Genomic DNA, 26,317 nt, shown 5'->3' with positions numbered 1-26,317 from the left:
CGGAGGCCGCACCGGGGCGGCCCGGTGCGGCCTCCGGCCGGTCTCACTTGACCTTGATCTCGTTGTAGACCGGCACGCTGAACGGGTTGAGGGTGACGTTGCTCAGGTTCGTGGAGTAGCCCGCGCTGCCGTTCTGGTACCACAGCGGGATCGCCGGCATATCCTTGACCAGCAGCTTCTCCGCGTCCTGGAAGGTGCCGACGGCCTTGCCCGTGTCGCTCTCGGCGTTCGCCTCGTTGACGAGCTTGTCGAACTGCGGGTTGCTGTAGTGCGAGTCGTTCGAGGAGGCGTCGGTGTAGTACAGCGGCTGCAGGAAGTCCTGGATCAGCGGGTAGTCCATCTGCCAGCCGGACCGGAACGGGTTGGTCATCTGCTTGTTGGTGATCTTGTTCCGGAAGTCGGCGAAGGTGCCGGTCGGCTCGCCCACGCACGCCTTGTTGTTGTCCAGCACGTTGTTGATGCTGTTGCAGACCGCGTCCACCCAGTCCTTGTGCGAGCCGGTGTCGGCGTTGTAGCCGATGGTGATCCGTCCGCCGGGCAGGCCGCCGCCCTGCTGGATCAGTTGCTTGGCCTTGGTGGGGTTGTAGTCGCAGGTGTCACCGCACAGCCCCTCCTTGTAGCCGCCCGCGTCGCCGAGCACCGGCGAGGTCCAGTCGGTGGCCGGGGTGCGGGTGTTCTGGAAGATCTGCTGGGTGATCTGCTTGCGGTTGATCGCCATCGACAGGCCCTGCCGGACCAGCGCGGACTTCGCCGACGACCAGCGGTCGTCGTAGAGCGGGAAGGCGATGGTCTGGATGATGCCGGCCGGCTCGTTGATGTAGCGGCTGCCGAGGTCGGACTTGACGTTCTTCAGCTGCGTGGCCGGGATGTCGTCGACCAGGTCGATGTTGCCGGCCTGCAGGTCGGTGTACGCGGTGTTGTTGTCGGTGTACACCCGCAGGTCGACACCGTTGTTCTCGGCCGCGTCGGGGCCCTTGTACCCGTCCCACTTGCGCAGCGACATCTGGGTGCCCTTGGTGTACTTCTGGATCGTGTACGGGCCGTCGCCGACCGGGCTCTTCAGCCAGGCCGAGTGGTTGCTGAAGAACGACTGCGGCAGCGGGTAGAACGCCGAGTAGCCGAGGGTGTCCGGCCACAGCGAGAACTTCTGGTTGAGCTTCACCTTGAACTCGGTGTCCGACACCTTCGTCAGACCGGAGAGCTTAGTGGCGGTCGACTTGGCCCCGGCGGCGTCGGGGTGCACTTTGTCGTAGCCGTCGATCTGCTCGAAGAAGAAGGCGTTGAGCTGGGCGTTCTTCAGCAGGGCGCCGTAGTTCCAGGCGTTGATGAAGGAGTCGGAGGTGACCGGCTCGCCGTTGCTGAACTTCCATCCGGACTTGATCTTGATGTCGAAGTTCTGCGAGTCGGTGGTGGTGATCGACTGGGCGATCATGTTCTCGGCCTCGGCGGTCTTCGGGTTGTACTTCTTCAGTCCCCGGAAGATCATGTCGAGCACCTTGCCGCCCTGCACCTCGTTGGTGTCGGCGGGCTCCAGCGGGTTCTGCGGGTCACCCCAGGAGGCGCGGACGATCCCGCTGCCGCCGCCGTCGCCGCTGCTGCTCCCGCCGCCGCAGGCCGTCGCGGCCAGCGCGACCGCCAGCACGCCCACCGCACACCTCACGCGTGTGGCTCCGCGCATCGAACGCCTCCTCATGGGTCACCAATGGCATGTAAGTACCCATGACACCGCAATAAGGACATAACCGCACTTCTTGACTCCCCGTGTCGCGGGGCCAAAGTGCGGGTCAGGAGGCGGCCGGGCAACCGAAGTTCACCCGGGTGGACGCGCCCGCGCGGTCGCCGGGCCCGGCACGGCGCAGCGCCCCGGTCCGCGTCGAGGCGGGCCGGGGCGCCGGGGGCGCCGTCCGTACGGCGGCGGGCGACGGTGCGTCAGGCGGCGTCGGCCGCCTTGCCGGCCACGTCGCGCTCCGCCGCGAAGTGGCACGCCGACGCGTGCGCGGCCGGGCCGGAGGTACCGGCGAAGACCGCCGGCACCGCGAGCACCGGGGTCTCCTGCGCGCACCGCTCCTCCGCCTTCCAGCAGCGGGTGCGGAACCGGCAGCCGGACGGCGGGTTCGCCGGCGAGGGCACGTCGCCGGTGAGGATGATCCTGCCCCGGCCCCCGTCGGGGGCGCCGCCCTCGCTGCCCGCGGCGGCCCCCACCCGCTCCTCGCGGCCCGCCGGGTCGGGCACCGGCACCGCGGACAGCAGCGCCTGGGTGTAGGGGTGGGTCGGGTGCTCGTAGATCTCGGCGTCCGTGCCGATCTCCGCCATCCGCCCCAGGTACATCACGCCGACCCGGTCGGAGATGTGCCGCACGATCGACAGGTCGTGCGCGATGAAGAGGTAGGACAGGCCGAACTCGTCCTGCAACTTCTCCATCAGGTTGACCACCTGCGCCTGCACCGAGACGTCCAGCGCGGAGACCGGCTCGTCGCATATGATGATCTCCGGGTTGAGGGCGAGGCCGCGGGCGATGCCGATGCGCTGGCGCTGCCCGCCGGAGAACTGGTGCGGGTAGCGGTTGATGTACTCGGGGTTGAGCCCGACCACGTCCAGCAGCTCGCGCACCCGGCGCCGGCGATCGCCCTTGGGCGCCGCCTCGGGATGGATCTCGAAGGGCTCGCCGATGATGTCGCCGACCGTCATCCGCGGGTTCAGCGAGGTGTAGGGGTCCTGGAAGACCATCTGGATGTTCCGGCGGACCGCCTTCAGCGCCCGCCCGGACAGCCTGGTGATGTCCTCGCCCTTGTAGAACACCTCGCCGGAGGTGGCCCGCTCCAGGTTCATCAGCAGCTTGGCCACGGTCGACTTGCCGCAGCCGGACTCGCCGACGATCCCCAGCGTCTCCCCCGCGTACAGGTCGAAGGAGATGCCGTCCACGGCCTTGACCGCGCCGACCTCCTTCTTGAAGAGGATGCCGCGGGTCAGCGGGAAGTGCTTGACCAGGTTGCGGACCCGCAGGATGGGTTCAGTCACCGATCGTCTCCTTCCAGAAGTGGCAGGCGCTGCCCCGCTCGGCGCCGACGGTGTGCAGCGGCGGAACCTCGGTCCGGCACACGTCCCGCGCGATCGGGCAGCGCGGGTGGAACGCGCAACCGCCGGGGATGCGGGTCAGGTTGGGCGGCAGGCCCTTGATCGCGTACAGCTCCTGCCCCTTGCGGTCCAACCGCGGGATCGACTGGAGCAGGCCCTTGGTGTACGGGTGCGCCGGCGACCGGTAGATGTCGTGGACGGGCGAGGTCTCCACGATCCGCCCCGCGTACATCACCGCGATCTTGTCGGCCACGTCCGCGACCACCCCCAGGTCGTGGGTGATCAGGATCAGCCCCATGTGGTACTCGCGCTGCAACTCCGCCAGCAGGTCCATCACCTGCGCCTGCACCGTCACGTCCAGCGCCGTCGTCGGCTCGTCCGCGATGATCAGGTCCGGCTCCAGGGCCAGCGCCATCGCGATCATGATCCGCTGCCGCATGCCGCCGGAGAACTGGTGCGGGTAGTCGCCGACCCGGTCCTTCGCGGCCGGGATGCGCACCCGGTCCATCAGCTCGACCGCCTTGGCGCGCGCCTGCCTGCGGGACAGCCCCTGGTGCACCCGGAACATCTCGCCGAGCTGGTAGCCCACGCTGAGCACCGGGTTCAGCGAGGACAGCGCGTCCTGGAAGATCATCGCGATCTTCCGGCCGCGGATGCGGCGCCGCTGCTCCGCGGACATCTTCAGCATGTCCTGGCCCTGGAAGAGGATCTCGCCGTGCGTGATCCGGCCGGGCGGCATGTCGAGGATGCCCATCACCGTCTGCGCGGTCACGGACTTGCCGGAGCCGGACTCGCCGAGCACCGCCAGCGTCTCGCCGGCGCGGACGGAGTAGTTCACGCCGTTGACGGCGCGGGCGACCCCGTCGCGGGTGTGGAACTCCACGTGCAGGTCCCGCACGTCGAGCAGCGGGGTGGTGGACGCGGGCGCCGCGGCGCCCGGCCTCTCGTCGGTGACAGTCACCGTGACGCCTCCTAGCGCAGCTTGGGGTCGAGGGCGTCGCGGACCGCGTCGCCGAGCATGATGAACGCCAGCACCGTGATGCTCAGCGCGCCCGCCGGCCACAGCAGCATGTGCGGCGCGTTGCGGATCTCGCTGGACGCCTGGGAGATGTCGATGCCCCAGGAGACGGCCGGCGGCTTCAGGCCCACGCCGAGGAAGGACAGCGTCGCCTCCAGCGAGATGAACGTGCCCAGCGCGATGGTGGCCACCACGATGATCGGCGCGAGCGCGTTGGGCGCGATGTGCCGCAGCAGCATCCGGGTGTTGCTCGCCCCGAGCGCGCGGGCGGCCTGCACGTAGTCCTGCTGCTTGGCGGTGATCACCGCGCCGCGGGCGATGCGCGCGATCTGCGGCCAGCCCAGCAGCACGATGAAGACCGACACCGTGGTGACGGTGCCGCCCTTCACCACCGACAGGAACACCACGCCGCCCAGCAGGATCGGGATGCCGAAGAACACGTCGCTGATCCGGGAGAGGATCGCGTCCCACCAGCCGCCGAAGAAGCCGGCCAGGCCCCCCAGCAGCGAGCCGAGCACCGCCACCCCGACGGTGGAGAAGATGCCGACCGACACCGACGCCCGGGCGCCGTACACGGTGCGGGTGTACACGTCGCAGCCCTGGGTGTCGAAGCCGAACGGGTGCCCGGAGGTCGCGCCCATCTGGGACTTGGCCAGGTCGCAGGAGAGCGGGTTGCCCCCGGCGATGGCGCCCGGCCAGATCGAGACGAAGACCAGGAAGAGGATGAGCAGGCCGGAGACGTAGAACATCGGTTTGCGGCTGAGGTCCTGCAACGCGTCGGACCACAGGCTGCGCGCCTTCGCGCGCTCCCCGCCCGGGCCGGCGGGCGGCTGCGGGGCGGTGGCCACGGCGCCGCCGCCGGCCACCGCGGGGCTGTCGGTGATCTCAGGCATACCGAATCCTCGGGTCCAGGACCGCGTAGAGCAGGTCGACGAGCAGGTTGGCGGCGAGGAAGATGATCACCAGGATGGTGACGAAGCCGACCACCGTCGGCGGGTTCTGCCGCAGGATGCCCTGGTAGAGCTGGTAGCCGACGCCGTGGATGTTGAAGATCCGCTCGGTGACGACCGCGCCGCCCATCAGGGCGCCCACGTCGGTGCCGAGGAAGGTCACCACGGGTATCAGCGAGTTGCGCAGCAGGTGCACGGTGACCACCCGGCGCCTGGGCAGGCCCTTGGCGACGGCCGTGCGCAGGTAGTCGGCGCGGGAGTTCTCCGCGACCGAGGTGCGGGTCAGCCGGGCCACGTACGCCAGCGAGACGCCGGCCAGCACCAGGCCCGGCATGATCAGGTCGCCGATCGGGGCGCCCTCGGCGACCGCGGGGTCGGCGATGTGCCACTTGACGCCGAAGAAGTACTGGAGCAGGTAGCCGGTCACGAAGGTGGGCACGGCGACCACGATCAGGGTGAACGCGAGCACGCCGGAGTCGGCGAGCCGGCCGCGGCGCAGACCCGCGACCAGGCCGAGGCCGACGCCGGCCACCGCCTCGATCACGAAGGCGACCAGGGTCAGCCGGATGGTGACCGGGAAGGCGGTGCCCATCAGCTCGGTGACCGGCTGGCCGCTGGCCGAGGTGCCGAAGTCACCGGTGAAGATCTGCTTCATGTAGTGGACGTACTGGGCCGGCAACGGGTGGTCCAGGTACATCGCGTGCCTGATCTGCGCCGCGGTCGCCGGGTCCGGCGCCTTGTCGCCGAACATGGCCGCCACGGGGTCGCCGAGGGCGTAGACCATGACGAAGATCAGAAACGTCGTGCCGATGAAGACCGGCACCATCTGGAGCAGTCGCCTGATGACGTAGCGCCCCATGTGTCCTCCAGGGATCGGACCAGACGGTGGTGCGTGCCCGCCCCGGGATCACCGGGGCGGGCACGGCACGGCATCGGGTCAGCTGTTGACCGTGATGTCCGTGTAGACGGGGTAGCTGAACGCGTTCTCGGTCACGTTCGAGACGCGGGAGGACCAGCCCGCCTCGCCGTTCTGGTACCAGAGCGGGATCACCGGCATGTCCGTGAACAGCAGCTTCTCGGCCTGCTGGTAGAGCCGCGTCGCCTTGGCGGTGTCCGGCTCGGCGTTGGCCTGCTTGATCAGCGCGTCGAACCGCGGGTTGCTGTAGTGCGAGTCGTTCGAGCTGCCGCCGGTCGCGTACAGCGGCGTCAGGAAGTCGTCGATCAGCGGGTAGTCCATCTGCCAGCCGGACCGGAAGGGGTTGGTCATCTCCCCCTTGGTGATCTGGTTCCGGAAGTCGGCGAAGGTGCCGGTGGGGGCGCCGACGCAGGCCTTGTTGTCGCCCAGGACGTTGTTGATGCTGTTGCAGACCGCGTCCACCCACTGCTTGTGCGAGCCGGAGTCGGCGTTGTAGCCGATCGTCATGTGGCCGCCGGGGATGCCGCCGCCCGCCTTGATCAGCTCGCGGGCCTTGGCCGGGTCGTACGTCACCGCGTCGCCCGCGATGGTCGCGCTGTAGCCGCCGGCCGCGCCCAGCACGGGCGAGGTGAGGTCGCCGGCCGGGGTGCGGGTGCCCTGGAAGATCTTCTCGGTGATGGTCTTGCGGTCGATCGCCATCGACAGGCCGAGCCGTACCTTGTCCATGCCGGGCGCGTTCCACGCCTTCTGGTTCAGCGGGAACGACACGGTCTGCACGATGCCGGCCGGCTGGTTGAGGTAGCGGCCGTCCAGGTCGGACTTGGCGTGCGTGAGCTGCTCGGCCGGGATGTCGTCCAGCACGTCCAGGTTGCCGGCCTGGAGGTCGGCGTAGGCGGTGTTGGAGTCGGTGTAGACCTTGAGCAGCACGCCCTTGTTCTTCGGCTTGCTCGGCCCGGTGTAGTACGGGTTCGGCACCAGCTTCATGCTGGAGCCCTTCGCGTACGACACGATCTTGTACGGGCCGTCGCCGACCGGCTTGTCCAGGTAGCCGGAGTGGTCGGTGAAGAAGGACGTCGGCAGCGGCGCGAACGCCTTGTAGCCGAGCCGGTCCGGCCAGGTGGAGAACTTCTGGGTGAGCTTGACGGTGAAGGTGGTGCTGTCGACGACCTTCAGGCCGGACATGGTCTTCGCCGTCGGCGCGCCGCTGTCCGGGTGCACCTTGTCGTAGCCCTCGATGTCCTCGAAGAAGTACGCGTTGAGCTGCTTGTTGGTGAGCAGCGCGCCGTAGTTCCACGCGTCCACGAAGGACTTGGCGGTGACCGGGGTGCCGTCGGAGAACTTCAGGCCCGGCTTGAGCTTGACGGTGAAGTTCTGCTGGTCGGTCGTGTCGATCGACTGGGCCGCCTCGAGGTTGGCCTTGCCCGTCTTCGGGTCGTACTCCTTGAGGTCCATGAAGATCATGTCCAGGACCTTGCCGCCCTGCACCTCGTTGGTGTTCGCGGGCTCGAGCGGGTTCTGCGGGTCGCCCCACCAGGCCCTGACGATCCCGTCGTCGGAACCGCCGGCCTTGTCCGTGCTGCCGGAACCGCATGCGGTCGCGGCCAGCGCGACCACCGCCGCTCCCACGACCCACTTGGCGCTCCTGGCACCGCGCATGGGTATGCCTCCTCAGGCGTCACTGTCGATACGTGTGTCGAGGTGGGGGGAGGCCGGACGGCCCTGACCCCCCTGACAGCGACCGCGGCCCTTCCCGCTCTCGGGCCGGCGCGGCGTGGCCGCGCCTGACCCGTTGACCCGGGCTCAACCCGATCCACTATCCGTCACGGGCGGCGGCCGCCGGGCGGCCGTGGTCACGCACAGGTAACGGCGGAAGGCACACACCGTCCTGAAAAGCGGACAATCCGGAACGTATACAGACACCCGCAAAACATGAAATGTGAATTAACTAACGGACACATGTGTCCGATATCCGGACGCGCCGCGCACCCTGCGTCTGACCTGCCGGAACGTGCGCCGGACATGCCGAAGGGGCGCTGGACGTGGTTCCCAGCGCCCCTTCCAAGGGCCGCTCTACCGCTTGGCGCGGGCGGCCGCCCGGCCGCGCTCCTTCTGGTCCAGGACGACCTTGCGGATGCGCACGGTCTCCGGGGTGACCTCGATGCACTCGTCGTCGCGGCAGAACTCCAGCGACTGCTCCAGCGACAGCTTCCGCGGCGGCACGATCGACTCGGTCACGTCCGCGGTGGACGACCGCATGTTGGTGAGCTTCTTCTCCTTGGTGATGTTCACGTCCATGTCGTCGGAGCGGGAGTTCTCGCCCACGATCATGCCCTCGTAGACCTCCGTGGTCGGCTCGCAGAACAGCACGCCGCGCTCCTGGAGGTTGGTCATCGCGAACGGCGTCACGACGCCGGCGCGGTCCGCGACCAGCGAGCCGTTGTTGCGGGTGCGCAGCTCGCCGAACCACGGCTCGTGGCCCTCGAAGATGGAGTGCGCGATGCCGGTGCCGCGGGTCTGGGTGAGGAACTCCGTCCGGAATCCGATCAGGCCGCGCGACGGCACGATCCACTCCATCCGGATCCAGCCCGAGCCGTGGTTGGTCATCGTCTCCATCCGGCCCTTGCGGGTCGCCATGAGCTGGGTGATCGCGCCCAGATGCTCCTCCGGCGAGTCGATGGTCATCCGCTCGATCGGCTCGTGCAGCTTGCCGTTGATCTCCCGGGTGACCACCTCGGGCTTGCCGACGGTCAGCTCGAAGCCCTCCCGGCGCATCGTCTCCACCAGGATCGCCAGCGCCAGCTCACCGCGGCCCTGCACCTCCCAGGCGTCCGGACGCTCGGTCGGCAGCACCCGCAGGGACACGTTGCCGACGAGTTCGCGCTCCAGCCGGTCCTTCACCAGGCGCGCGGTCACCTTGTGGCCCTTGCCGCCCTTGCCGACCAGCGGCGAGGTGTTGGTGCCGATCGTCATCGAGATGGCCGGCTCGTCCACCGTGATCAGCGGCAGCGCGATCGGGTTCTCCGGGTCGGCGAGCGTCTCGCCGATCATGATGTCGGGGATGCCCGCCACCGCGCAGATGTCGCCGGGCCCGGCGGACTCGGCGGGCTTGCGGGTCAGCGCCTCGGTCATCATCAGCTCGGTGATGCGGACGTTGGCGATGGTGCCGTCGCGCTTGATCCAGGCGACCGTCTGGCCCTTCTGCAGGTGGCCCTGCTCGACCCGCAGCAGCGCGATGCGGCCGAGGAAGTTGTCCGCGTCGAGGTTGGTGACGTGGGCCTGGAGCGGCGCCTGCTCGTCGTAGGTCGGCGCGGGGACGGTGGACAGGATGGTCGAGAAGAACGGCTCCAGGTTGTCGCTGTCGGCCGGCACCGTGCCGTTCTCCGGCTTGGTGAGCGAGGCGATGCCGTCCCGCGCGCAGGCGTAGACGATCGGGAACTCGATCTGGTCCTCGTCCGCGTCCAGGTCCAGGAAGAGGTCGTACGTCTCGTTGACGACCTCGTCGATGCGGGAGTCCGGGCGGTCGGTCTTGTTGATGCACAGGATCACCGGCAGCCGCGCGGACAGCGCCTTGCGCAGCACGAAGCGGGTCTGCGGCAGCGGGCCCTCGGAGGCGTCCACCAGGAGCACCACCGCGTCCACCATGGACAGGCCGCGCTCGACCTCGCCGCCGAAGTCGGCGTGGCCGGGGGTGTCGATGATGTTGATCGTGACCGGGTCGCCGCCGTCCTTCGGGTGGTACTTGACGGCGGTGTTCTTCGCGAGAATGGTGATGCCCTTCTCGCGCTCCAGGTCGTTGGAGTCCATCATCCGGTCGTCCAGATGCTGGTGCGCGGCGAACGCCCCGGCCTGCTTCAGCATGGCGTCCACCAGGGTCGTCTTCCCGTGGTCGACGTGGGCGACGATGGCGACGTTACGGATGTCGTGGCGCGTGGACATGAATGCGGCGCTTCTCCCGGGATCGTGGATGGCGTCGCGCCTTCTCCTTCGACGCGAGTCGCCCGCCGGGCAGGGTCACGCCACGGCCTCACCCCATGGTAGGGCCTCCGGCGGGGGCAGGACCTTCCAGCCTGCCCCACCTGGCCCGTTCCGGGGCCATCTGCCGGCGGGCGGCCTGTCGCGCAGTCCCCCACGCCCCCGTGTCTGCTCGGCTCTGTCCGCGAAGAAGCCCGCGCCCCCGAGGGGCGCGGGGAACGCGCGACCAGCCCCGCCGGCGGGTGGTCCCGTGAACCACCGGCACCACCCGCCCCGGAGGGTCCGCCGAGGGGCCGCTACTTGCGGAACCCGATGTTCTGGTAGGCCGGCGTCTCGAACCCGAAGGCCCCCGCGTTCGCCACGTTCGTCCGCAGCGCGACGACCTCGGGCCGCTGGTAGAGCGGGATCGACGCCGCGGCCGCCCAGATCCGCTCGTCGGCCTGGTTGGTGAGGCTGCGCGCCTGCCCGGCGTCCAGCTCGCTGCCGGCCCGCGCCATGAGCTGGTCGATCTGGTCGGTGCCGACCCGCGTGTAGTTCTCCGCGACGGCGAGTGACCCGTCCGGCGCGGGCACCGGCTTGGCGAAGATCGGTGTGTCGTCGGTGGCCGGGAAGGCGGTGCCGGGCCAGGAGTACAGCGCCAGGTCGAAGTCGCCGGACGCGACGTGGTCCTGGAAGAAGCTGTCGTCGGCGACCTTGCTGATCTCCGTGCGGATGCCGATCTGCGAGAGCATCCTCGCGATCTGCCCGCCGACCCGGTCGAGCGTGGGCGAGCCGGCCGGCAGCACGAACCGCATGGTCAGGCCCTTGCCGTTCTTCGTCGCCGCCCGGGCCGGCTCCACCACGGTCAGCGCCCCGGACGCGGTGGTACGGGTCGGCCCCTCGGGCCCGGCGGCCTGGTCGCCGGTCCTGCCGGCGGCCGGCCGCTGCCAGCCGGCGTCGGCGAGCAGCGCCGCGGCCTGCTCGACGTCGGCGCTGCCCAGCGCGGAGCTGTGGTCGGCGTACCCGGCCTGCGAGGGCAGCACCAGGTGGTTGCCGAGCGGCTCGGCGGGCAGGCCGAGCGGTTCGAGCACGCTCGCGGCGATCTTCTTCCGGTCGATCGCGCGGGCCACCGCGTGCCGCACCTTCTCGTCGGCGAGCGGGCCGGAACTGCCGTTCAGCGCGAGCTGCGCGTACGCGGCGTCCGGCGCGGTGCGCACCCCGACGCCCTTGGCGCGCTTGGCCGCGGACAGCTCGCCCGGATCGATCTCGGCGACGTCGAGCTTGCCGGCCGACAACTGCGCCGGGCGCTTGTCGCGCGCCACCGTGGTCAGCACGATCCGGTCGAGCTTGGCCCGGGCGCCCCACCACCGGTCGCTGCGCGCGAGGGTGACGGTGCCGGCGTCGGCGTCCTCCGCCCGGACCGTGAACGGTCCCGCGGACACCGGCAGCGAAGTGCGCACCCCGTCGTTGAACGCGTCCGCGCTGCCGGTCACCGTCTTCGGGTACAGCGGCGCGAACAGCGAGCGCCAGTCGGCGTAGGGGGTGGCGAAGGTGACCTTGACCTGGTGCGCGCCGGCGCCGCGGCCGATCGCGGAGATCCGGTCGTAGCCGGCGTTGCGGGCGCTCCAGAAGGCGGAGTCCTTGCCGCCGAGCGCCTTCCACTGCGCAGCGAAGTCGTCGGCGCCGATCGCCCGGCCGTCGCTCCACTTCGCCTTCGGGTTGAGGTCGTAGGTGACGACCTGGCGCGGGTCCTGGGCGGTGACCTTCGCGGAGGTGACGTAGTCGGTGTCCAGCCGGGGGGCGCCGTGGGCGTCCAGCCGGAACATCGCCGGCAGGGTCGCGCCGGTGACGGTGGTGGTGCCGGCGTCCGCGTCGGACTGGTAGGCGTTGAGGGTCTTCGGCATCGCGTCGACGGCCCAGTCGAGGGTGCCGCCGTCGCGCACCCCGGCGCGGGAGACGGCGGCCACGTCGGTGCCGGCGGTGCCGGCGGCCTTGGTGCCGGACGAGGAGCAGGCGGTCAGCGCGGTGGCGCCGACCGCCACCGCCATGGCGACGCATGCCGTGGTCGACACGGCGCGGCGGCGCCGCTGGGGGGCCGCCGGCGGTACGGCGGCCGGTTTCGCGCTGTGGTTCATGGGCTCGGACACCTCCGCGTCCCGGCAGGCGCCACTGCACGGCGCACGACCGGGACGTCATCGATCGGCCTGAAGCACGGGGACGGGAGAGCGAGGGCCCTGCCCTCACTGCAAGGAGAGCTGTGCCCCTTCCGCCCGGGACACGACGCACCTGCGCCCGGGGTCCACCCGGACGGCTCAGAAACCGCCGCCGACCGCCGTACGCCGGGGCGCTGGTACGGCCGCCGCCCGTGCGGCCCACCCGGGTACGGACGGGAGCCGCCCGGTCGCACCCGGTCGGTGCAGCGGTCTTCACAAGAGCCGGTGTGACACGCGACACTCCTAGGGCTTGTTGTTCGGATCCCCGTGGCGTCATGGTGCCCGGCACGCACACCTGCTGTTTTCCCGCCGGTCACCCGGCTCCCCCTGCGGCCTGCGGCGTGGGAGGTGCCTCCACCGCGTCGACCTCCTCCTGCGCCTTGCACCGGGGGGACCTCCCGTGCCGCACGGCCATGGAGGGCGTCGGCCCCGCTCCTTCGCCCACGGAGATCCGGACGACAGGCCCAAGCGCTGCTTCGCAACTTCGCACGGCGACAGATGGCGAGGGCACTCCATGTCCCTGCACGACGACCTGACTTCGGTCCAGCGGCGGCTGGACGACCTGATGCGCTGCGTGGGCCGGCTCGACGAGCACGCCGGCCAGACCCTGGACATGCGCCGCGTGCGCTCGGCCGCGGACCACCTGCGGGACAGCCTGACCCTGCTGCGGGAGTCGGTGCCCGAGGCCACGGGCCGGCGCGTCCCCGAGATCGTCTCGATCCCGGACGCGCCCTACGACCGGGGGCTGTGGGCGGACGCCGAGGACGAGGGGCTGGGCTCGCCCCACCGGCACGCGCCCTGAGACCCGGCGCCCGCCGCCGGCCGCCCGCCTGCCCCGCGCGTCACCGCGCGCCCGGGGCCGGGCCGGCCGGCGCCCCGCCCTCCCCGGCGATCCGCCCTCCCCGGCGATCCGGGGCGATCCGGGCCTTCCCTGCGGCTACGGTGTACGCCGCCGGCGCCGCCCCCGCGGCCCTCCCACGGGCCCTGACCCGCCGCCGCGCGGCGGGTGTGCTCCCTGCCCTCCACCGCGGAGTGACCCTTGTCCACCGGAACCACGCCGAGCACCCCGAACACCCCGCCGAGCCCCGCGCCGGGCCCGCGGCCGACCGTCCCCGCGCGGATCACCGCCGGCGTCGGCAGCCCCGGCCGCGCGGCGATCTCCGCACCGCACCTGAGAACCGACCGGTGGTGGCTGCCACCCCTGGTCAGCGCGCTCGGGCTGGCGGCGTTCATCGGCTACTCGACCTGGCGGGCGTTCGCGAACGCGCACTACTACGCGGCGCCCTACGTGTCGCCGTTCTACTCGCCCTGCCTCGCCTCGAACTGCACCGACATGAACGGCGGCGCCGACTGGCACCTGTTCGGGAACTGGTGGGGCCTGTCCCCGGCGCTGCTGGTGCTGGTCTTCCCGCTGGGCTTCCGGCTGACCTGCTACTACTACCGCAAGACGTACTACCGGTCGTTCTGGTTGTCCCCGCCGGCCTGCGCCGTGGCGGAGCCGCACGCGTCGTACAGCGGCGAGACCCGGCTGCCGCTGGTCCTGCAGAACGTCCACCGCTACTTCTTCTACCTGGCCGTCGTGGTCGCGGGCATCCTCAGCTACGACACCGTGCTCGCCTTCCGCGACCGGCACGGCCACTGGGGCCACGCCGGACTCGGCACCCTGGTGCTCCTGGTGAACATCGCCCTGATCTGGGCGTACACCCTCTCCTGCCACTCCTGCCGGCACATCATCGGCGGCAAGCTGCGGCACTTCTCCGCCCACCCGGTGCGCTACCGGCTGTGGGGATGGGTCGGGGTGCTCAACGGCCGCCACATGCTGCTCGCCTGGTCCTCGCTGATCAGCGTCGGTGTCGCGGACCTGTACGTGTACCTGGTGTCCAGCGGCGCATTCGACGATCCGAGGTTCTTCTGAGATGGCAAACGTGGAACGGCACGCGTACGACGTGGTCGTGGTCGGCGCGGGCGGCGCCGGGCTGCGCGCCGCGATCGAGGCCCGCGCGCAGGGGCTGCGCACCGCGGTGATCTGCAAGTCCCTGTTCGGCAAGGCGCACACGGTGATGGCCGAGGGCGGCATCGCGGCGAGCATGGGCAACGTCAACTCCGGCGACAACTGGCAGGTGCACTTCCGCGACACCATGCGCGGCGGGAAGTTCCTCAACCACTGGCGGATGGCCGAGCTGCACGCCAAGGAGGCGCCGGACCGGGTGTGGGAGCTGGAGACCTGGGGGGCGCTGTTCGACCGCACCGCGGACGGGCGGATATCCCAGCGCAACTTCGGCGGCCACGAGTACCCGCGGCTGGCGCACGTCGGCGACCGTACCGGCCTGGAGCTGATCCGCACCCTCCAGCAGAAGATCGTCTCGCTCCAGCAGGAGGACCACGCCGCCGGCGGCTCCTACGAGTCGGGGCTGAGGGTCTTCCAGGAGTGCACGGTCACCCGGGTGCTCAAGGGCCCCGGCGGCGAGGTCGCCGGGGTCTTCGGCTACGTCCGCGAGTCGGGGCGGCTGTTCGTGATCGACGCGCCCGCGGTGGTGCTGGCCACCGGCGGCATCGGCAAGTCGTTCAAGGTCACCTCCAACTCGTGGGAGTACACCGGCGACGGGCACGCGCTGGCGCTGCTGGCCGGGGCGCCGCTGATCAACATGGAGTTCATCCAGTTCCACCCGACCGGGATGGTCTGGCCGCCGTCGGTGAAGGGGATCCTCGTCACCGAGTCGGTGCGCGGCGACGGCGGGGTGCTGCGCAACAGCGAGGGCGAGCGGTTCATGTTCGGCTACGTGCCGGACGTCTTCAAGGAGAAGTACGCGCAGTCGGAGGAGGAGGCCGACGGCTGGTACTCCGACCCGGACCGGCACCGCAGGCCGCCGGAGCTGCTGCCGCGCGACGAGGTGGCCCGCGCGATCAACTCCGAGGTGAAGGCCGGCCGCGGCTCCCCGCACGGCGGGGTGTACCTGGACGTGTCGAGCCGGCTCACCCCGGAGGAGATCACCCGCCGGCTGCCGTCGATGCACCACCAGTTCAAGGAGCTGGCCGACGTCGACATCACCGCCGAGCCGATGGAGGTCGGGCCGACCTGCCACTACATGATGGGCGGGGTCGAGGTGGACCCGGACACCGCGGCGGCCACCGGGGTGCCGGGCCTGTTCGCGGCCGGCGAGGTGGCCGGCGGCATGCACGGCTCGAACCGGCTGGGCGGCAACTCGCTGTCGGACCTGCTGGTGTTCGGCCGCCGCGCCGGGCTGCACGCGGCACGCCACGCGGCCGCGCTGGGCGAGGGCCGCCCGGTCGCCGACGACGCGCAGATCGACGAGGCGGCGGCGGAGGCGCTGCGGCCGTTCGGCGTGGCGGAGGCCCTGGCGGAGGCCCTGGCGGGAGCGGGGGCGGAGCCGGGCGGCGCGGGCCCGGGCGGCGGCACCGGTGGCGGCACGGACGGCGGCACCGGCACGGGTACGGGCACGGGCACGGGCGGCACCGTCGAGAACCCCTACACCCTGCACCAGGAGCTCCAGCAGGTGATGAACGACCTGGTCGGGATCATCCGGCGGGCACCGGAGATGGAGCAGGCGCTCCAGCGGCTGGCGGCGCTGCGCGAGCGGGCCGGGCGCGCCGGGGTGGAGGGCCACCGGCAGTTCAACCCGGGCTGGCACCTGGCCATCGACCTGCGCAACATGCTGCTGGTCAGCGAGTGCGTGGCACGGGCGGCGCTGGAGCGCACCGAGAGCCGCGGCGGCCACACCCGCGACGACCACCCCGGCATGGACCGCGCCTGGCGCAAGGTCAACCTGGTGTGCGAGCTGTCGGACGGGGCCGGCGGCGCGGTGGCGCTGCGCCGCAGCCCGACCACCCCGATCCGGCCCGACCTGCTCGCCCTGTTCGAACGGGACGAGCTCCGGAAGTACCTGACGGACGAGGAGTTGGACGCGTGAGCACGTACACGGCCCGGTTCCGGGTGTGGCGGGGCGACGCCGGCGGCGGCGACCTCGCGGACTACGACGTCGAGGTCAACGACGGCGAGGTGGTGCTCGACATCATCCACCGGCTCCAGGCCACCCAGGCGAACGACCTCGCGGTGCGCTGGAACTGCAAGGCGGGCAAGTGCGGTTCGTGCAGCGCGGAGATCAACGGGCGGCCGCGGCTGATGTGCATGACCCGGATGTCGGTCTTCGACCGCGGCGAGACGGTGACCGTCACCCCGCTGCGGGCCTTCCCGGTGGTCCGCGACCTGGTCACCGACGTGTCCTTCAACTACGCCAAGGCGCGCGAGATCCCGTCGTTCGTGCCGCCCGAGGGCGTGGCGGCCGGCGAGTACCGGATGGCGCAGGTGGACGTGGAGCGCTCGCAGGAGTTCCGCAAGTGCATCGAGTGCTTCCTGTGCCAGGACACCTGCCACGTGGTGCGCGACCACGAGGAGAACAAGGGCGCGTTCGCCGGGCCGCGGTTCCTGATGCGGGTCGCCGAGCTGGACATGCACCCGCTGGACGCCGCGGCCGCGGGCGGCGGCCCGACCCGCGCGGAGTCCGCGCAGGACGACCACGGCCTGGGCTACTGCAACATCACCAAGTGCTGCACGGAGGTCTGCCCCGAGCACATCCACATCACCGACAACGCGCTGATCCCGCTCAAGGAGCGTGCCGTGGACCGCAAGTACGACCCGCTGGTGTGGCTCGGCTCGAAGATCAGGCGCCGCGGCCAGTAGCCCCCGTCCGCCGCGACCGTCGCCGCGCCCGCAGGTGGGCGAGCCGGTCGACCGCCTCCAGGTGGCCGCCGGTCAGGTCGCACAGGTGGCTCGCGTCGTGCTGCCGGCTGCCGGCCGCCGGGCACGCCGCTGCCGCACATCGCCACCACGTCCTCGTGGCCGAGGTCGGTGAGACCGGACCGGGTACCACCACACCGGGTGGTCCTCGCCGGCCGGAGCGACGGGGCGCCGGACGGCGACGTCCAGCCGTCCGGCGGTCGAGGCGAGCGGTGCCGTCGCGTGCGCGCCGGGCCGCGCCGGACGGCCACCACCAGCACGGGGTCGGGCCGCTCACGCGCCCTGTGGGCTCCCACGGCGGCACTCGGCGAGCGGTTCCAGGAACAGCCCGCCCGGCTGCCCGCGTCGTCGAGCAGCAGGCAGTCGGCGGGCCGCTGACCGCGCGGGCAGCGCCCGCCGAACTCCCGCCGCCGCCGGTCGAGCAGCACCGAGCGGCCGCTACCGCGCGCGCCGACGAGCAGCACGACGGGCAGCGGCTGCCCGGGCACGCCGGTGCGTCCGAGCGCGTCCCTGGTGGACTCCACCACCTCGCACCCGGCCGTACAGCCCGCCGTCCGTCGTCTCCCATGCCTCCCGCCGTGCGCGAGAACCCGTCGCCGGCGCCGTCGGGATGGCCGAGGCGCGGCCGGGGAGGCCGGGGACCGTGCGCGGCGCGTTCCGGGCCGGTGCGCGACGCGCGGCGACGTCGCCGCGAAGCCCGGCCGCGATCCCCCGTTCGGCGGAGTACGGAGGTTGGACCGGGACGCCGGGGACCCCTCCCGGAGCCGGGCCGCGGGGCCGTTCCCCAGTCGCGCGACGCATAAGGGGCACATACGCTCCCGAAAAGAGCCACGCGGTGGACCGTGGCGCGGACAGCGGGAGGCAACGCGGTGCGCCACAAACGTAAGTCGTCGGCCGCCGCGCTGGCCGCCCTGGCCGCGCTGGCGATGGGCGCGGGACCGCCCCCGCGGGCGGCCGCGGACGCCCCGATACCCCTGGCCAGGACCGGCCAGGTCACCGACCGGGTCGACGCGCTCCAGGACCGGACGGGCGAGGTGCGCTCCGCGCTGGACCGCCTCTACGACCGGCACCGGGTCCAGCTCTTCGCGGTCTACGTCAGCGGCTTCTCCGGCGCCTCCCCGCAGGACTGGGCGAACGCGACCGCCGTGCGGAACGGACTGGGCCGCAAGGACGTGCTGCTCGCGGTGGCCACCCACGACCGGCGCTACGCCGTCTCCGCGGACGAGCAGTCGGGCCTGAGCCAGGCGCAGATCGACGAGGTGGGCGACCGGGCGATCGAGCCGGCGCTGCGGCAGAACGACTGGGCGGGCGCGGCGGTCGGCGCGGCCGGCGGCTACGACGCGGTGCTCGACGGCGCCCCGGTCACCGCCCCGGCGATCACCCCCGGCGCCGCCGACCCGGGCGGCACGAGCGGCCGCACCTCCGGCTCGGTGTGGATTCCGGTGGTCGCGCTGGGCGCGGCGCTGCTGCTGGGCGTGTGGGCGTACCGCAGGCGCGCGGACCGGCAGCGGCCGGTGCGCACCTCCGCGGGCCGGGGCGCGGAGCAGTGGCGGACGCGGCCGAAGCAGCCGGTGCCGGTCACCCCGCTGCCGGAGCTGGACGCCCAGGCGCGCGAACTGCTGGTGGCCACCGACGACGCGGTGCGCACCAGCGAGGAGGACGTGGGGTTCGCGGCGGCGCAGTTCGGCGAGGACGCCGCGCGGCCGTTCGGCGAGGCGGTGGAGTACGCCAAGGGCGAGCTGACCGCGGCGTTCCGGCTACGGCAGAAGCTGGACGACGCCGGGCACGCCGGGCAGGAGGACGACACGACCCGGCGCCAGATGCTCGACGAGATCCTGTCCCGCTGCACCCAGGCGAACCGGCGGCTGGACGCGGAGTCGGAGGCGTTCGACCGGCTGCGCGCGATGGAGGCGAACGCCCCGCAGGTGCTGGCGCGGGCGGAGGAGAAGGCGGCGGCGCTGCCGGCCCGGATCGACGCGGCGGCGGCCGCGCTCGGCCCGCTGGCGGAGCGCTACGCCGCCTCCGCGCTCGAACCGGTGGCCGGCTACCCGGCCGAGGCCCGCGACCGGCTGGACTTCGCCCGCACCAGTCTGGAGCAGGCGCACGCCGCGATCGGCACCGACCACGGCCGGGCCGCGGTCTTCGTGCGCGCCGCCGAGGGAGCCCTCGACCAGGCGACGGTGCTCGCCGACTCCGTCACCCGCAGGGAGCAGGAACTGCGCGCCGCCGACACGAAGCTGGCCGAGGCGCTGGCGGAGACCGAGGCCGATCTCGCCGAGGCGCGAGCCGTCCTGGGCCCGGGGCCGGGCGGAGACGCACCCGGCGGCGCCGGTCCGGCCCATGCCGAGCTGCGCGGGCGGGTGGCGCGGGCGGAGAGCGTGGTCGCGGCGGTGCGCGCGGAGCTGGCCGGGGGCCGGCCCGACCCGATCGCGGCGCTGCGGCGGGTGGAGGAGGCGGACGCCGCGCTCGACGGCTCGCTGGCCGGCGCCCGGGAGCAGGAGGCCGGGCAGCGCCGGACCGCGGGGTTGCTGGACCAGGCGCTGCTGGCGGCGCGCAGCGAGGTCGCGGCGGCCCGGGACGCGGTCACCACGCACCGCGGCGCGATCGGCAGCCGGGCCAGGACCCGGCTGACCGAGGCGGAGCGCCGCCTGCACCGGGCGGAGGCGCTGGCGGCGGACGACCCGCCGCAGGCTCTGGAGCACGCCCGCGAGGCGGACCGGCTGGCCCGGGAGGCGCAGGCCCACGCGCAGGACGACGTCTCCGGCTTCGGCGGGCGGCGGGGGCGCGGCGGCTACGGCGGCGGGGGCGGCATGGCCGGGGTCGGCGGCGCCGTGCTCGGCGGCATCCTGCTGGGCGACCTGCTCGGCGGCGGCCGGACCCGCGGCTACGGCATGGGCGGCTACGGCGGGTACGGCGGCGGGATGGGCGGCGGCGCGGGCCCGGGCAGCTTCGGCGGCGGCGGTACCCGCGGCCGGATGGGCGGCGGCGGGCGGTTCTAGGTCGGGCGGCCCCGGATCGCACCGCTCCCCCGGCCCACCGCACCGCACCCCACCGAACGCACCGCACGCACCGCACAGACGGCAGGACACCGAGAACCGCAGGACACCAGGTCAGCCAAGGAGTGGCGATGACGAAGCAGACGATCCTCGGCCGGGTGGCGCAGCTCGCCAAGGCGAACATCAACGCGCTCCTCGACCAGGCCGAGGACCCGCAGAAGATGATCGACCAGCTCATCCGGGAGTACACCGACAACATCCGGGAGGCCGAGGACGCCGTCGCCGGCACCATCGGCAACCTGCGGATGATGGAGCAGGACCACGCCGAGGACGTGTCGGCGGCGGCGGAGTGGGGCGGCAAGGCGGCCGCGGCCAGCCGCAAGGCGGACGAGCTGCGGGCGTCGGGCGCCTCCGGCGAGGCCGACCGGTTCGACAACCTCGCCAAGGTGGCGCTCGGCCGCCAGCTCCAGTCGGAGAAGGAGGCGCGGACCGCGCAGCCGGTGATCGCCTCGCAGCGGGAGGTGGTGGAGCAACTCCGCGGCGGCCTGGACGACATGAAGGAGCGGCTGCGGCAACTCCGTTCCAGGCGGGACGAGCTGGTGGCCCGCTCGCGCACCGCGCACGCGCAGAACACCATGGTGGACGCGGTCAAGAGCGTCAACGTCCTCGACCCGACGAGCGAGTTGGGCCGGTTCGAGGACAAGGTGCGGCGCGAGGAGGCCCGGGCGCAGGGCCGCCAGGAGCTGGCGGCGTCCTCGCTGGACAGGCAGTTCGAGTCGCTGGACGCGATGGGCGACAGCGCGGAGATCGACGCCCGGCTGGCCCGGCTGAAGTCCGGCGCCGCCTGACCCAGGGCGCCGGGCCGCGGCAGCGGGCGGCGGCGCCGGGGGCACGGGAGGGGAGCCGGCCGCGGGGCCGCGGCGGTGGGCGCGGCGGTGGGCGCGGCGCGGGGCGGGGGCAGCCGGCCGCGGCGGCGCGGCGCGCGGCGGCGTCAGAACATGCTGAGCAGGTCGTCCACCGACGGCCCGGCCGAACCCGGCTCGCCGCCGCGCAGCGCCAGCTCGAACCAGACGGTCTTGCCGCGGTGGGTGCGGCGGCTGCCCCAGCTCTGGCTGAGCATCGCGACGAGTTGCAGGCCGCGCCCGCCCTCGTCGGTGTCCCGGGCGCGGCGCCGGCGCGGCTGCATCAGCGCGTTGTCCCACACCTCGCAGACCAGGGTGCGGTCCAGCAGCAGCCGGAGCCGTATGTCGCCGAAGCCGTGCCGCAGCGCGTTGGTGACCAGTTCGCTGACCAGCAGTTCGGTGGTGTCCACGAGGTCGTCCAGGCCCCAGTGCAGGAGCTGGTCGCGGGCGAGTTCGCGGGCCCGGGCGACGGAGGTGGGCTGCGGCGCGAGCGTCCAGTCGCCGACCTGCTCGGCGGGCAGCCCGCGGATCCGGGCCATCAGCAGCGCGATGTCGTCCTCGCCGTGGGCGGTGTCGAGGGTGGCCAGGACGTGGTCGCAGACGTCCTCCAGCGGGCGGGCCGGACCGGCCAGCGACGCGCGGAAGGCGTCCAGCCCCTCGTCGAGCGGGTGGCTGCGGGACTCGACCAGCCCGTCGGTGTAGAGGGCGAGCAAGGCGCCCTCGGTCAGCTCGACCTCCACCTCCTCGAACGGCTCGCCGCCGACGCCCAGCGGCACCCCGCGGGGCACTTCGAGCAGCAGCGGGTCCTCGCCGGGCTCGACCACCACCGGCGGCAGGTGCCCGGCGTTGGCGATGGTGCACCGGCGGGTCACCGCGTCGTAGACGACGTAGATGCAGGTGGCCAGGTAGACCTCGGCGAGGTCGGTGTCGGCGGGGTTCTTCGAGCGGCGGGTGCGGCCGGCCGAGGACGAGCCGAGCCCCTCGGCGACCTCGTCCAACGCGCCCAGCACCTCGGCCGGTTCGAGGTCGAGCATGGCCAGGGTGCGGACGGCGGTGCGCAGTTCGCCCATCGCGACGGCCGCGCGCAGCCCGCGGCCCATCACGTCGCCGACGACCAGCGCGGTGCGGTGGCCGGGCAGTTCGATGACGTCGAACCAGTCGCCGCCGACCTCGGTCTCCATGCTGCCGGGCAGGTAGCGGCAGGCGATGTCCAGGCCGGTCGCCTCCGGGTCGTCCGGGGGCAGCAGGCTGCGCTGGAGGATCAGGGCGCGTTCGTGCTCCCGGCGGTAGAGCCGGGCGTTGTCGAGGAAGATGGCGGCGCGGGCGGCCAGTTCCTCGGCGAGCATCCGGTCCCGCTCGGTGAACGGCTCGCTGCCCTTGGCCCGGGAGAACTGCACCAGGCCGAGCACGGTGTCGCGGGCCACCATCGGCACCACCAGCGTGGACTGCACCAGCGGGGTGCCGCCCAGGTCGTGGCCGCCCTCGCCGTCGAGCACCTGGAGCTGCGCGGTGCGCAGCGCGCGGGCGCTGGCGGAGGCGAAGCGGAAGCGGTGCACGGACCCGACCGCGACCGGGCCCTCGCTGGGCTCCACGTCGTCGTCGCCGGCCATCGCCACGGGGGCGTCGGAGACCGAACTGGCGAAGGCCACCCGGCGGACCTCGCCGCTGCCGTCGGTGGTGCCGGTCAGGTCCTCGGCACCGGACAGCAGCGCCTGGTAGAGGTCGACGGAGGCGAGGTCGCAGAAGTGCGGCACGGCCACGTCGAGCAGTTCGCGGGCGGTGGTCTCCAGGTCGAGCGAGGTGCCGATGCGCGAGCCGGCCTCGTTGAGCAGGGCGAGGTTGCGGCGGGCGTGGGCGGCCTCGCGCTCGGCGCGCTGCCGGCCGGTGACGTCCATCGCCAGGCCGGCGACGCCGATCGGGCGCCCGGAGTTGCTGTGCAGCCGGTACAGCGAGATGGACCAGCGGCGGCGGGCCGGGTCGCCCGGCACGGTGCCGACCAGCGGCATGTCCAGCACCGCGTCGCCGGTCTCCAGCACCTGCCGCAGCGCGGCGGACAGCCGGTCGGCCTCCACCCGGGACAGGAAGTCCTGGGGCCCGCGGCCGGGTTGCTCGGTGGGGCGGCCGAAGACCGCGGCGAAACGCTCGTTGACCCGGACCAGGCGCAGCCGGGTGTCGAAGAGCACGAAGCCCATCGGGGACTGCCCGAAGACCGCCTGGGAGGCGGCCAGGTCCGTCTCGATCTGGCGCAGCGCGGCCACGTCGACCGCCAGGCACAGCGCGCCGTGGTCGGCCGGCATGACGTAGACCTCGGCGCGGCCCTCGGCGCCGGAGGCGTCGCGGTAGGGCACCAGGCCCTGCCACTCGCGGCCGTCGAGGATCTCCGCCAGCCGCCGGTGCGCGCGCGACTGCACGTCCGGGGGCGCGAAGGCGGCGATCGGGTCCTTGCCGACGGCCTCGCCGGCCGTCAGGCCGAAGAACTCGGTGGCGCGCTCGCTCCACTGGTCGATCCGGCCCTCGCGGTCGAGGGAGAACGAGGCGACGCGTATGTAGTCATACAGGGACCCGGGCGGACTGGACTGCCAGACGCCGGCCTTTGCCGCGTCCGCGTCGTCGTCGCCGGGCGGAACCGCCCCTGCTGGCATGTCGCTCACTCGCCCGACCCCTCCAGCTCAGCACACATGGACCGGTTGGAACCGAGTATTCAGCATGCGGACCGTCCAGCACACGGTCTTGTGGATCACAGCATCATCTCAGCTCCTGGGGCGCGGGGGCCTTCCCCGGAACACCGCGGTCGCACCTCTCGCTCCCGCCTCTTCGGCATACCCGGCACAGTCGCTCCGAACCCTCGCGCCCACCGGGGCGGGAGGCGCCGCCGCGGGCGGCCGCGTCACGGCAGCGCCAGCTCGAACCACACGGTCTTGCCGAGCGAACCGTGCCGGGTCCCCCAGCGCCGGGACGCTCCCGCCACCAGTTGCAGCCCGCGGCCGCCCTCGTCCTCCTCGGTCGCCACCCGCTCGCGCGGCGGGTCGGGCAGCGGGTCCGAGACCTCCACCAGCAGCGAGCCGCCGCGCACCATCCGCACCCCGATCGGGCCGTGCGCGTACCGCAGCGAGTTGGTGACCAGCTCGCTGACGAGCAGCACCGTCACGTCGGACAGCGGTGCCAGCTCCCAGGACACGAGGGTGTCGCGCACCCGGCGGCGGGCCAGCCGCACCGCGCTGGCCTCGGCCGGGAAGGACCAGGACACGGTCGAACCGGCCGGCAGGCCGCCGAGCCTGGCCACCAGCAGCGCCACGTCGTCGGGCTCGCGGTCGGGGTCCATGGCGGCCAGCAGGTCGTCGCAGGTGTCCTCCAGCGAGCCCAGCCGGCGGCACAGGGTCCGCCGCATCCGTTCGATGCCCTGGTCGATGTCCTGGCCGCGGGACTCCACCAGCCCGTCGGTGTAGAGCACCAGGACGGCGCCGTCGGGGACGTCGAGTTCGGCGGTCTCGAACCGGACCCCGCCGACGCCGAGCGGCACCCCGGTGGGCAGGTCCAGCAGGCGCGCCCGGCAGAGGTCCGGGGCGGCCCGGCGCTCGACCAGCACCGGCGGCGGGTGGCCTGCCTGGGCGATGGCGCAGCGCCGGGTGGAGGGGTCGTAGACGGCGTACACCGCGGTGGCCATCCAGCCCTCGGTACGGTTCTGCGCGAGGTCGTCGCCCAACTCGTTGACCCGGCGCAGCAGCTCGTCGGGCGGCATGTCGAGGCCGGCGAGGGTGCGGACGGCGGTGCGCAGCCGGCCCATGGTGGCGGCGGCCACCAGGCCGTGGCCCATCACGTCGCCGACCACGAAGGCGAGCCGCCCGCCGCCCAGCGGGATCACGTCGAACCAGTCGCCGCCGACCTCCGCGCCGCTACTGCCGGGCACGTAGCGGTAGGCGATGCTGACGCCCGGCGGCTCGGGGACGGTGCGCGGCAGCAGGCTGCGCTGGAGGGTGAGCGCGCCCTCGCGCTCGCGGACGTACAGCCGCGCGTTGTCCAGGGCGGTGCCGGCCCGGTCGGCCAGCTCCACGCCGAGGGCGAGGTCGTCCCGGTCGAACGGCTCGCGGCCCCCGGCCCGGGCGACCACCAGCAGCCCGAGCACCACCCCGCGGGCGCGCAGCGGCAGCACCAGCATCGAGCTGACGCCCAGTTCCACGGCGGCCTGCACCTTGGGGTCGTCGGGGTAGGTGGTGGCGCGCACCTGCTCCTCGCCGTCGAGCAGCCGCGGCTCGCCGCCGGCCAGCACCGTGCCGAAGACGGAGTCCCGGGTGAACGCGATCGACTGGCCGCGCCGCAGCATCCGCTCGGCCCGCGGCGTCCAGCGCACCGCGCCCACGCCGAGCTGGCGCAGCGGCTGGCTCTCGCGGAACCCGGCGGCCGGCAGGTCGCCGCCGACGGCCACCTGCGGGTGCAGGATCACCCCGGAGTAGTCGGTGAAGGTGGGCACCAGCGCCTCGGCGATGGTCTCCGAGACCCGGCGGACGTCGAGGACGCCGGCGATCCGCGAGCCGACGTCGTTGAGCAGCGCGAGCCGGCGGCGGGCCCGCTCGGCGCGCTCGGCGGCCTGCATCCGCTCGGTGACGTCCATGACGGTGGCGCTGACGCCCAGGACGCGCCCGGCCCGGTCCACCAGCCGGTGGTACGACAGCGAGCGGTGGCCGCGGCCGCGCGGGCCGGGCGCGATCACGTCGATCACCGGCTCCCCCGTCGCCAGGACGTGCCGCTGGAGCGTGGCCAGCTCGCGGGCGGTCGCGGCGTCGAGCAGCTCGTCGACGCCGCGGCCGAGCAGGTCGTCGCGCGGCATGCCGTTCATGGCGGCGAGCGCGTCGTTGACCCGTACGTAGCGCAGGTCGCGGTCGAGGATCGCGACGCCGAGCGGGGAGGAGTCGAAGAGGGCGTCCAGCGAGGCGAGGTCGTGCTCCAGGGTCCGCAGCCGGCTGGTCTCCACCAGGGAGGCGAGGACGAACGGGCGGCCGTCGCCGTCGACGAGCAGGCTGGTGCGGGTGTCGACCTGCACGGTGTGGCCGTCGCGGTGGCGCAGCGACAGGACGCCGCTCCAGCGGCCGGTGCGCAGCAGCTCGGCGAGGATCCGCGCCGGATCGCCGTCGTCGGTGCCGGTGTCGGTGCTCCCGCCCGGCCCGCCCGCCCCGTCCGGCCCGCCGGCCCCGCCCTCCGACGCGCGGCCGCCGGGTTCCGCGGTCCGCCCGTTCGTGGTCCGCCCGGGTTCCGCGTCCTCGGGGAACGGCTCGGGCGGGCCGAGGAGGCCGCCCACCCTGCGGCCGACGATGTGCTCGCCGGCCCAGCCGAGGACCTCCTCCGCCAGCGGGCTCCACAGCAGCACCCGGCCGCCGGTGTCCAGCATCACGACGGCGACCCGGAGGATGTCCAGCAACGGCCCGGGGGCCCGCGGCCCGGCGAAGGCGCTCGTCCCCCGTCCGGGCGGGGGCGGGGCGGGCCGGCGCGCGCGGTCGGGCGACGCCTCCGCGTCGTCGCCGCTGGCGCTCATACGGTGCACCCCC

16 protein-coding genes are annotated in these 26,317 nt (G+C 73.0%); 6 read left to right on the top strand and 10 right to left on the bottom strand.

From position 1 onward, the window contains the following. Nucleotides 1–43 precede the first annotated feature (43 nt). From RVR_RS23775 to RVR_RS23740, 8 genes are all read right to left on the bottom strand, one after another. Nucleotides 44–1,678 carry a peptide ABC transporter substrate-binding protein gene (locus tag RVR_RS23775; protein WP_202235876.1) on the bottom strand — a complete coding sequence of 545 codons (1,635 nt, stop codon included), beginning with the start codon at nt 1,676–1,678 and terminating at the stop codon, nt 44–46. A gap of 251 nt (nt 1,679–1,929) precedes the next feature. After that, nucleotides 1,930–3,018 (bottom strand): ABC transporter ATP-binding protein, encoded by a 1,089-nt coding sequence (locus RVR_RS23770; RefSeq protein WP_202235875.1) that lies wholly within the window; start codon nt 3,016–3,018, stop codon nt 1,930–1,932. Next, complete coding sequence (locus RVR_RS23765; RefSeq protein WP_202235874.1) at nt 3,011–4,036, bottom strand: ABC transporter ATP-binding protein; 1,026 nt, start codon at nt 4,034–4,036, stop codon at nt 3,011–3,013. The genes RVR_RS23770 and RVR_RS23765 overlap by 8 nt, the downstream gene beginning before the upstream one ends. A gap of 11 nt (nt 4,037–4,047) precedes the next feature. After that, complete coding sequence (locus tag RVR_RS23760; protein ID WP_202235873.1) at nt 4,048–4,986, bottom strand: ABC transporter permease; 939 nt, start codon at nt 4,984–4,986, stop codon at nt 4,048–4,050. Further along, entirely contained in the window at nt 4,979–5,902 is a 924-nt protein-coding gene (locus RVR_RS23755) for an ABC transporter permease (RefSeq protein ID WP_202235872.1), read from the bottom strand. Before RVR_RS23755 ends, RVR_RS23760 begins: the two co-directional genes overlap by 8 nt. A 78-nt stretch (nt 5,903–5,980) precedes the next feature. After that, nucleotides 5,981–7,615: a peptide ABC transporter substrate-binding protein gene (locus RVR_RS23750; RefSeq protein WP_202235871.1), complete on the bottom strand. Its 1,635-nt coding sequence runs from the start codon at nt 7,613–7,615 to the stop codon at nt 5,981–5,983. A gap of 414 nt (nt 7,616–8,029) precedes the next feature. After that, entirely contained in the window at nt 8,030–9,895 is a 1,866-nt protein-coding gene (gene typA, locus RVR_RS23745; RefSeq protein WP_202235870.1) for a translational GTPase TypA, read from the bottom strand. A 332-nt stretch (nt 9,896–10,227) separates the two neighbouring features. Further along, complete coding sequence (locus RVR_RS23740; protein WP_202235869.1) at nt 10,228–12,045, bottom strand: ABC transporter family substrate-binding protein; 1,818 nt, start codon at nt 12,043–12,045, stop codon at nt 10,228–10,230. A 592-nt stretch (nt 12,046–12,637) separates the two neighbouring features. Here RVR_RS23740 and RVR_RS23735 point away from each other — a divergent pair. The 6 genes from RVR_RS23735 to RVR_RS23710 all read left to right on the top strand — a co-directional run bounded on the left by RVR_RS23735 (nt 12,638) and on the right by RVR_RS23710 (nt 20,723). Continuing rightward, nucleotides 12,638–12,925: a hypothetical protein gene (locus RVR_RS23735; RefSeq protein ID WP_202235868.1), complete on the top strand. Its 288-nt coding sequence runs from the start codon at nt 12,638–12,640 to the stop codon at nt 12,923–12,925. A 237-nt stretch (nt 12,926–13,162) separates the two neighbouring features. Further along, nucleotides 13,163–14,038: a hypothetical protein gene (locus RVR_RS23730; RefSeq protein ID WP_430393169.1), complete on the top strand. Its 876-nt coding sequence runs from the start codon at nt 13,163–13,165 to the stop codon at nt 14,036–14,038. Nucleotide 14,039: 1 nt separating this feature from the next. Further along, the gene (locus RVR_RS23725; RefSeq protein WP_202235867.1) at nt 14,040–16,052 is read left to right on the top strand and encodes a fumarate reductase/succinate dehydrogenase flavoprotein subunit; all 2,013 of its coding nucleotides are present in this window, start codon (nt 14,040–14,042) and stop codon (nt 16,050–16,052) included. Further along, nucleotides 16,049–16,822: a succinate dehydrogenase/fumarate reductase iron-sulfur subunit gene (locus RVR_RS23720; RefSeq protein ID WP_202235866.1), complete on the top strand. Its 774-nt coding sequence runs from the start codon at nt 16,049–16,051 to the stop codon at nt 16,820–16,822. Before RVR_RS23725 ends, RVR_RS23720 begins: the two co-directional genes overlap by 4 nt. Before the next feature lie 983 nt (nt 16,823–17,805). After that, nucleotides 17,806–19,878, top strand: a complete 2,073-nt coding sequence (locus RVR_RS23715; protein ID WP_202239030.1) for a TPM domain-containing protein — start codon at nt 17,806–17,808, stop codon at nt 19,876–19,878. A gap of 128 nt (nt 19,879–20,006) precedes the next feature. Continuing rightward, on the top strand, nt 20,007–20,723 hold the full coding sequence (locus tag RVR_RS23710; RefSeq protein ID WP_202235864.1) for a PspA/IM30 family protein: 717 nt from the start codon (nt 20,007–20,009) through the stop codon (nt 20,721–20,723). Nucleotides 20,724–20,866: 143 nt separating this feature from the next. Here RVR_RS23710 and RVR_RS23705 read toward each other — a convergent pair whose 3' ends face one another. After that, entirely contained in the window at nt 20,867–23,428 is a 2,562-nt protein-coding gene (locus RVR_RS23705) for a SpoIIE family protein phosphatase (RefSeq protein ID WP_430393168.1), read from the bottom strand. Nucleotides 23,429–23,664: 236 nt separating this feature from the next. Further along, nucleotides 23,665–26,304, bottom strand: a complete 2,640-nt coding sequence (locus RVR_RS23700; protein WP_202235862.1) for a SpoIIE family protein phosphatase — start codon at nt 26,302–26,304, stop codon at nt 23,665–23,667. Nucleotides 26,305–26,317: the final 13 nt, after the last annotated feature.

The organism is Streptomyces sp. SN-593, from assembly GCF_016756395.1.
Taxonomy (GTDB): Bacteria; Actinomycetota; Actinomycetes; order Streptomycetales; family Streptomycetaceae; genus Actinacidiphila; species Actinacidiphila reveromycinica.
This window is presented reverse-complemented; position numbering and strand designations above follow the sequence as displayed.

Coding starts and splice junctions, on each gene's coding strand:
- RVR_RS23750 (WP_202235871.1), bottom strand. CDS start 7,615: ATGCGCGGTGCCAGGAGCGCCAAGTGGGTCGTGGGAGCGGCGGTGGTC.
- RVR_RS23710 (WP_202235864.1), top strand. CDS start 20,007: ATGACGAAGCAGACGATCCTCGGCCGGGTGGCGCAGCTCGCCAAGGCG.
- RVR_RS23775 (WP_202235876.1), bottom strand. CDS start 1,678: ATGCGCGGAGCCACACGCGTGAGGTGTGCGGTGGGCGTGCTGGCGGTC.
- RVR_RS23735 (WP_202235868.1), top strand. CDS start 12,638: ATGTCCCTGCACGACGACCTGACTTCGGTCCAGCGGCGGCTGGACGAC.
- RVR_RS23725 (WP_202235867.1), top strand. CDS start 14,040: ATGGCAAACGTGGAACGGCACGCGTACGACGTGGTCGTGGTCGGCGCG.
- RVR_RS23760 (WP_202235873.1), bottom strand. CDS start 4,986: ATGCCTGAGATCACCGACAGCCCCGCGGTGGCCGGCGGCGGCGCCGTG.
- typA (WP_202235870.1), bottom strand. CDS start 9,895: ATGTCCACGCGCCACGACATCCGTAACGTCGCCATCGTCGCCCACGTC.
- RVR_RS23755 (WP_202235872.1), bottom strand. CDS start 5,902: ATGGGGCGCTACGTCATCAGGCGACTGCTCCAGATGGTGCCGGTCTTC.
- RVR_RS23700 (WP_202235862.1), bottom strand. CDS start 26,304: ATGAGCGCCAGCGGCGACGACGCGGAGGCGTCGCCCGACCGCGCGCGC.
- RVR_RS23715 (WP_202239030.1), top strand. CDS start 17,806: ATGGGCGCGGGACCGCCCCCGCGGGCGGCCGCGGACGCCCCGATACCC.
- RVR_RS23740 (WP_202235869.1), bottom strand. CDS start 12,045: ATGAACCACAGCGCGAAACCGGCCGCCGTACCGCCGGCGGCCCCCCAG.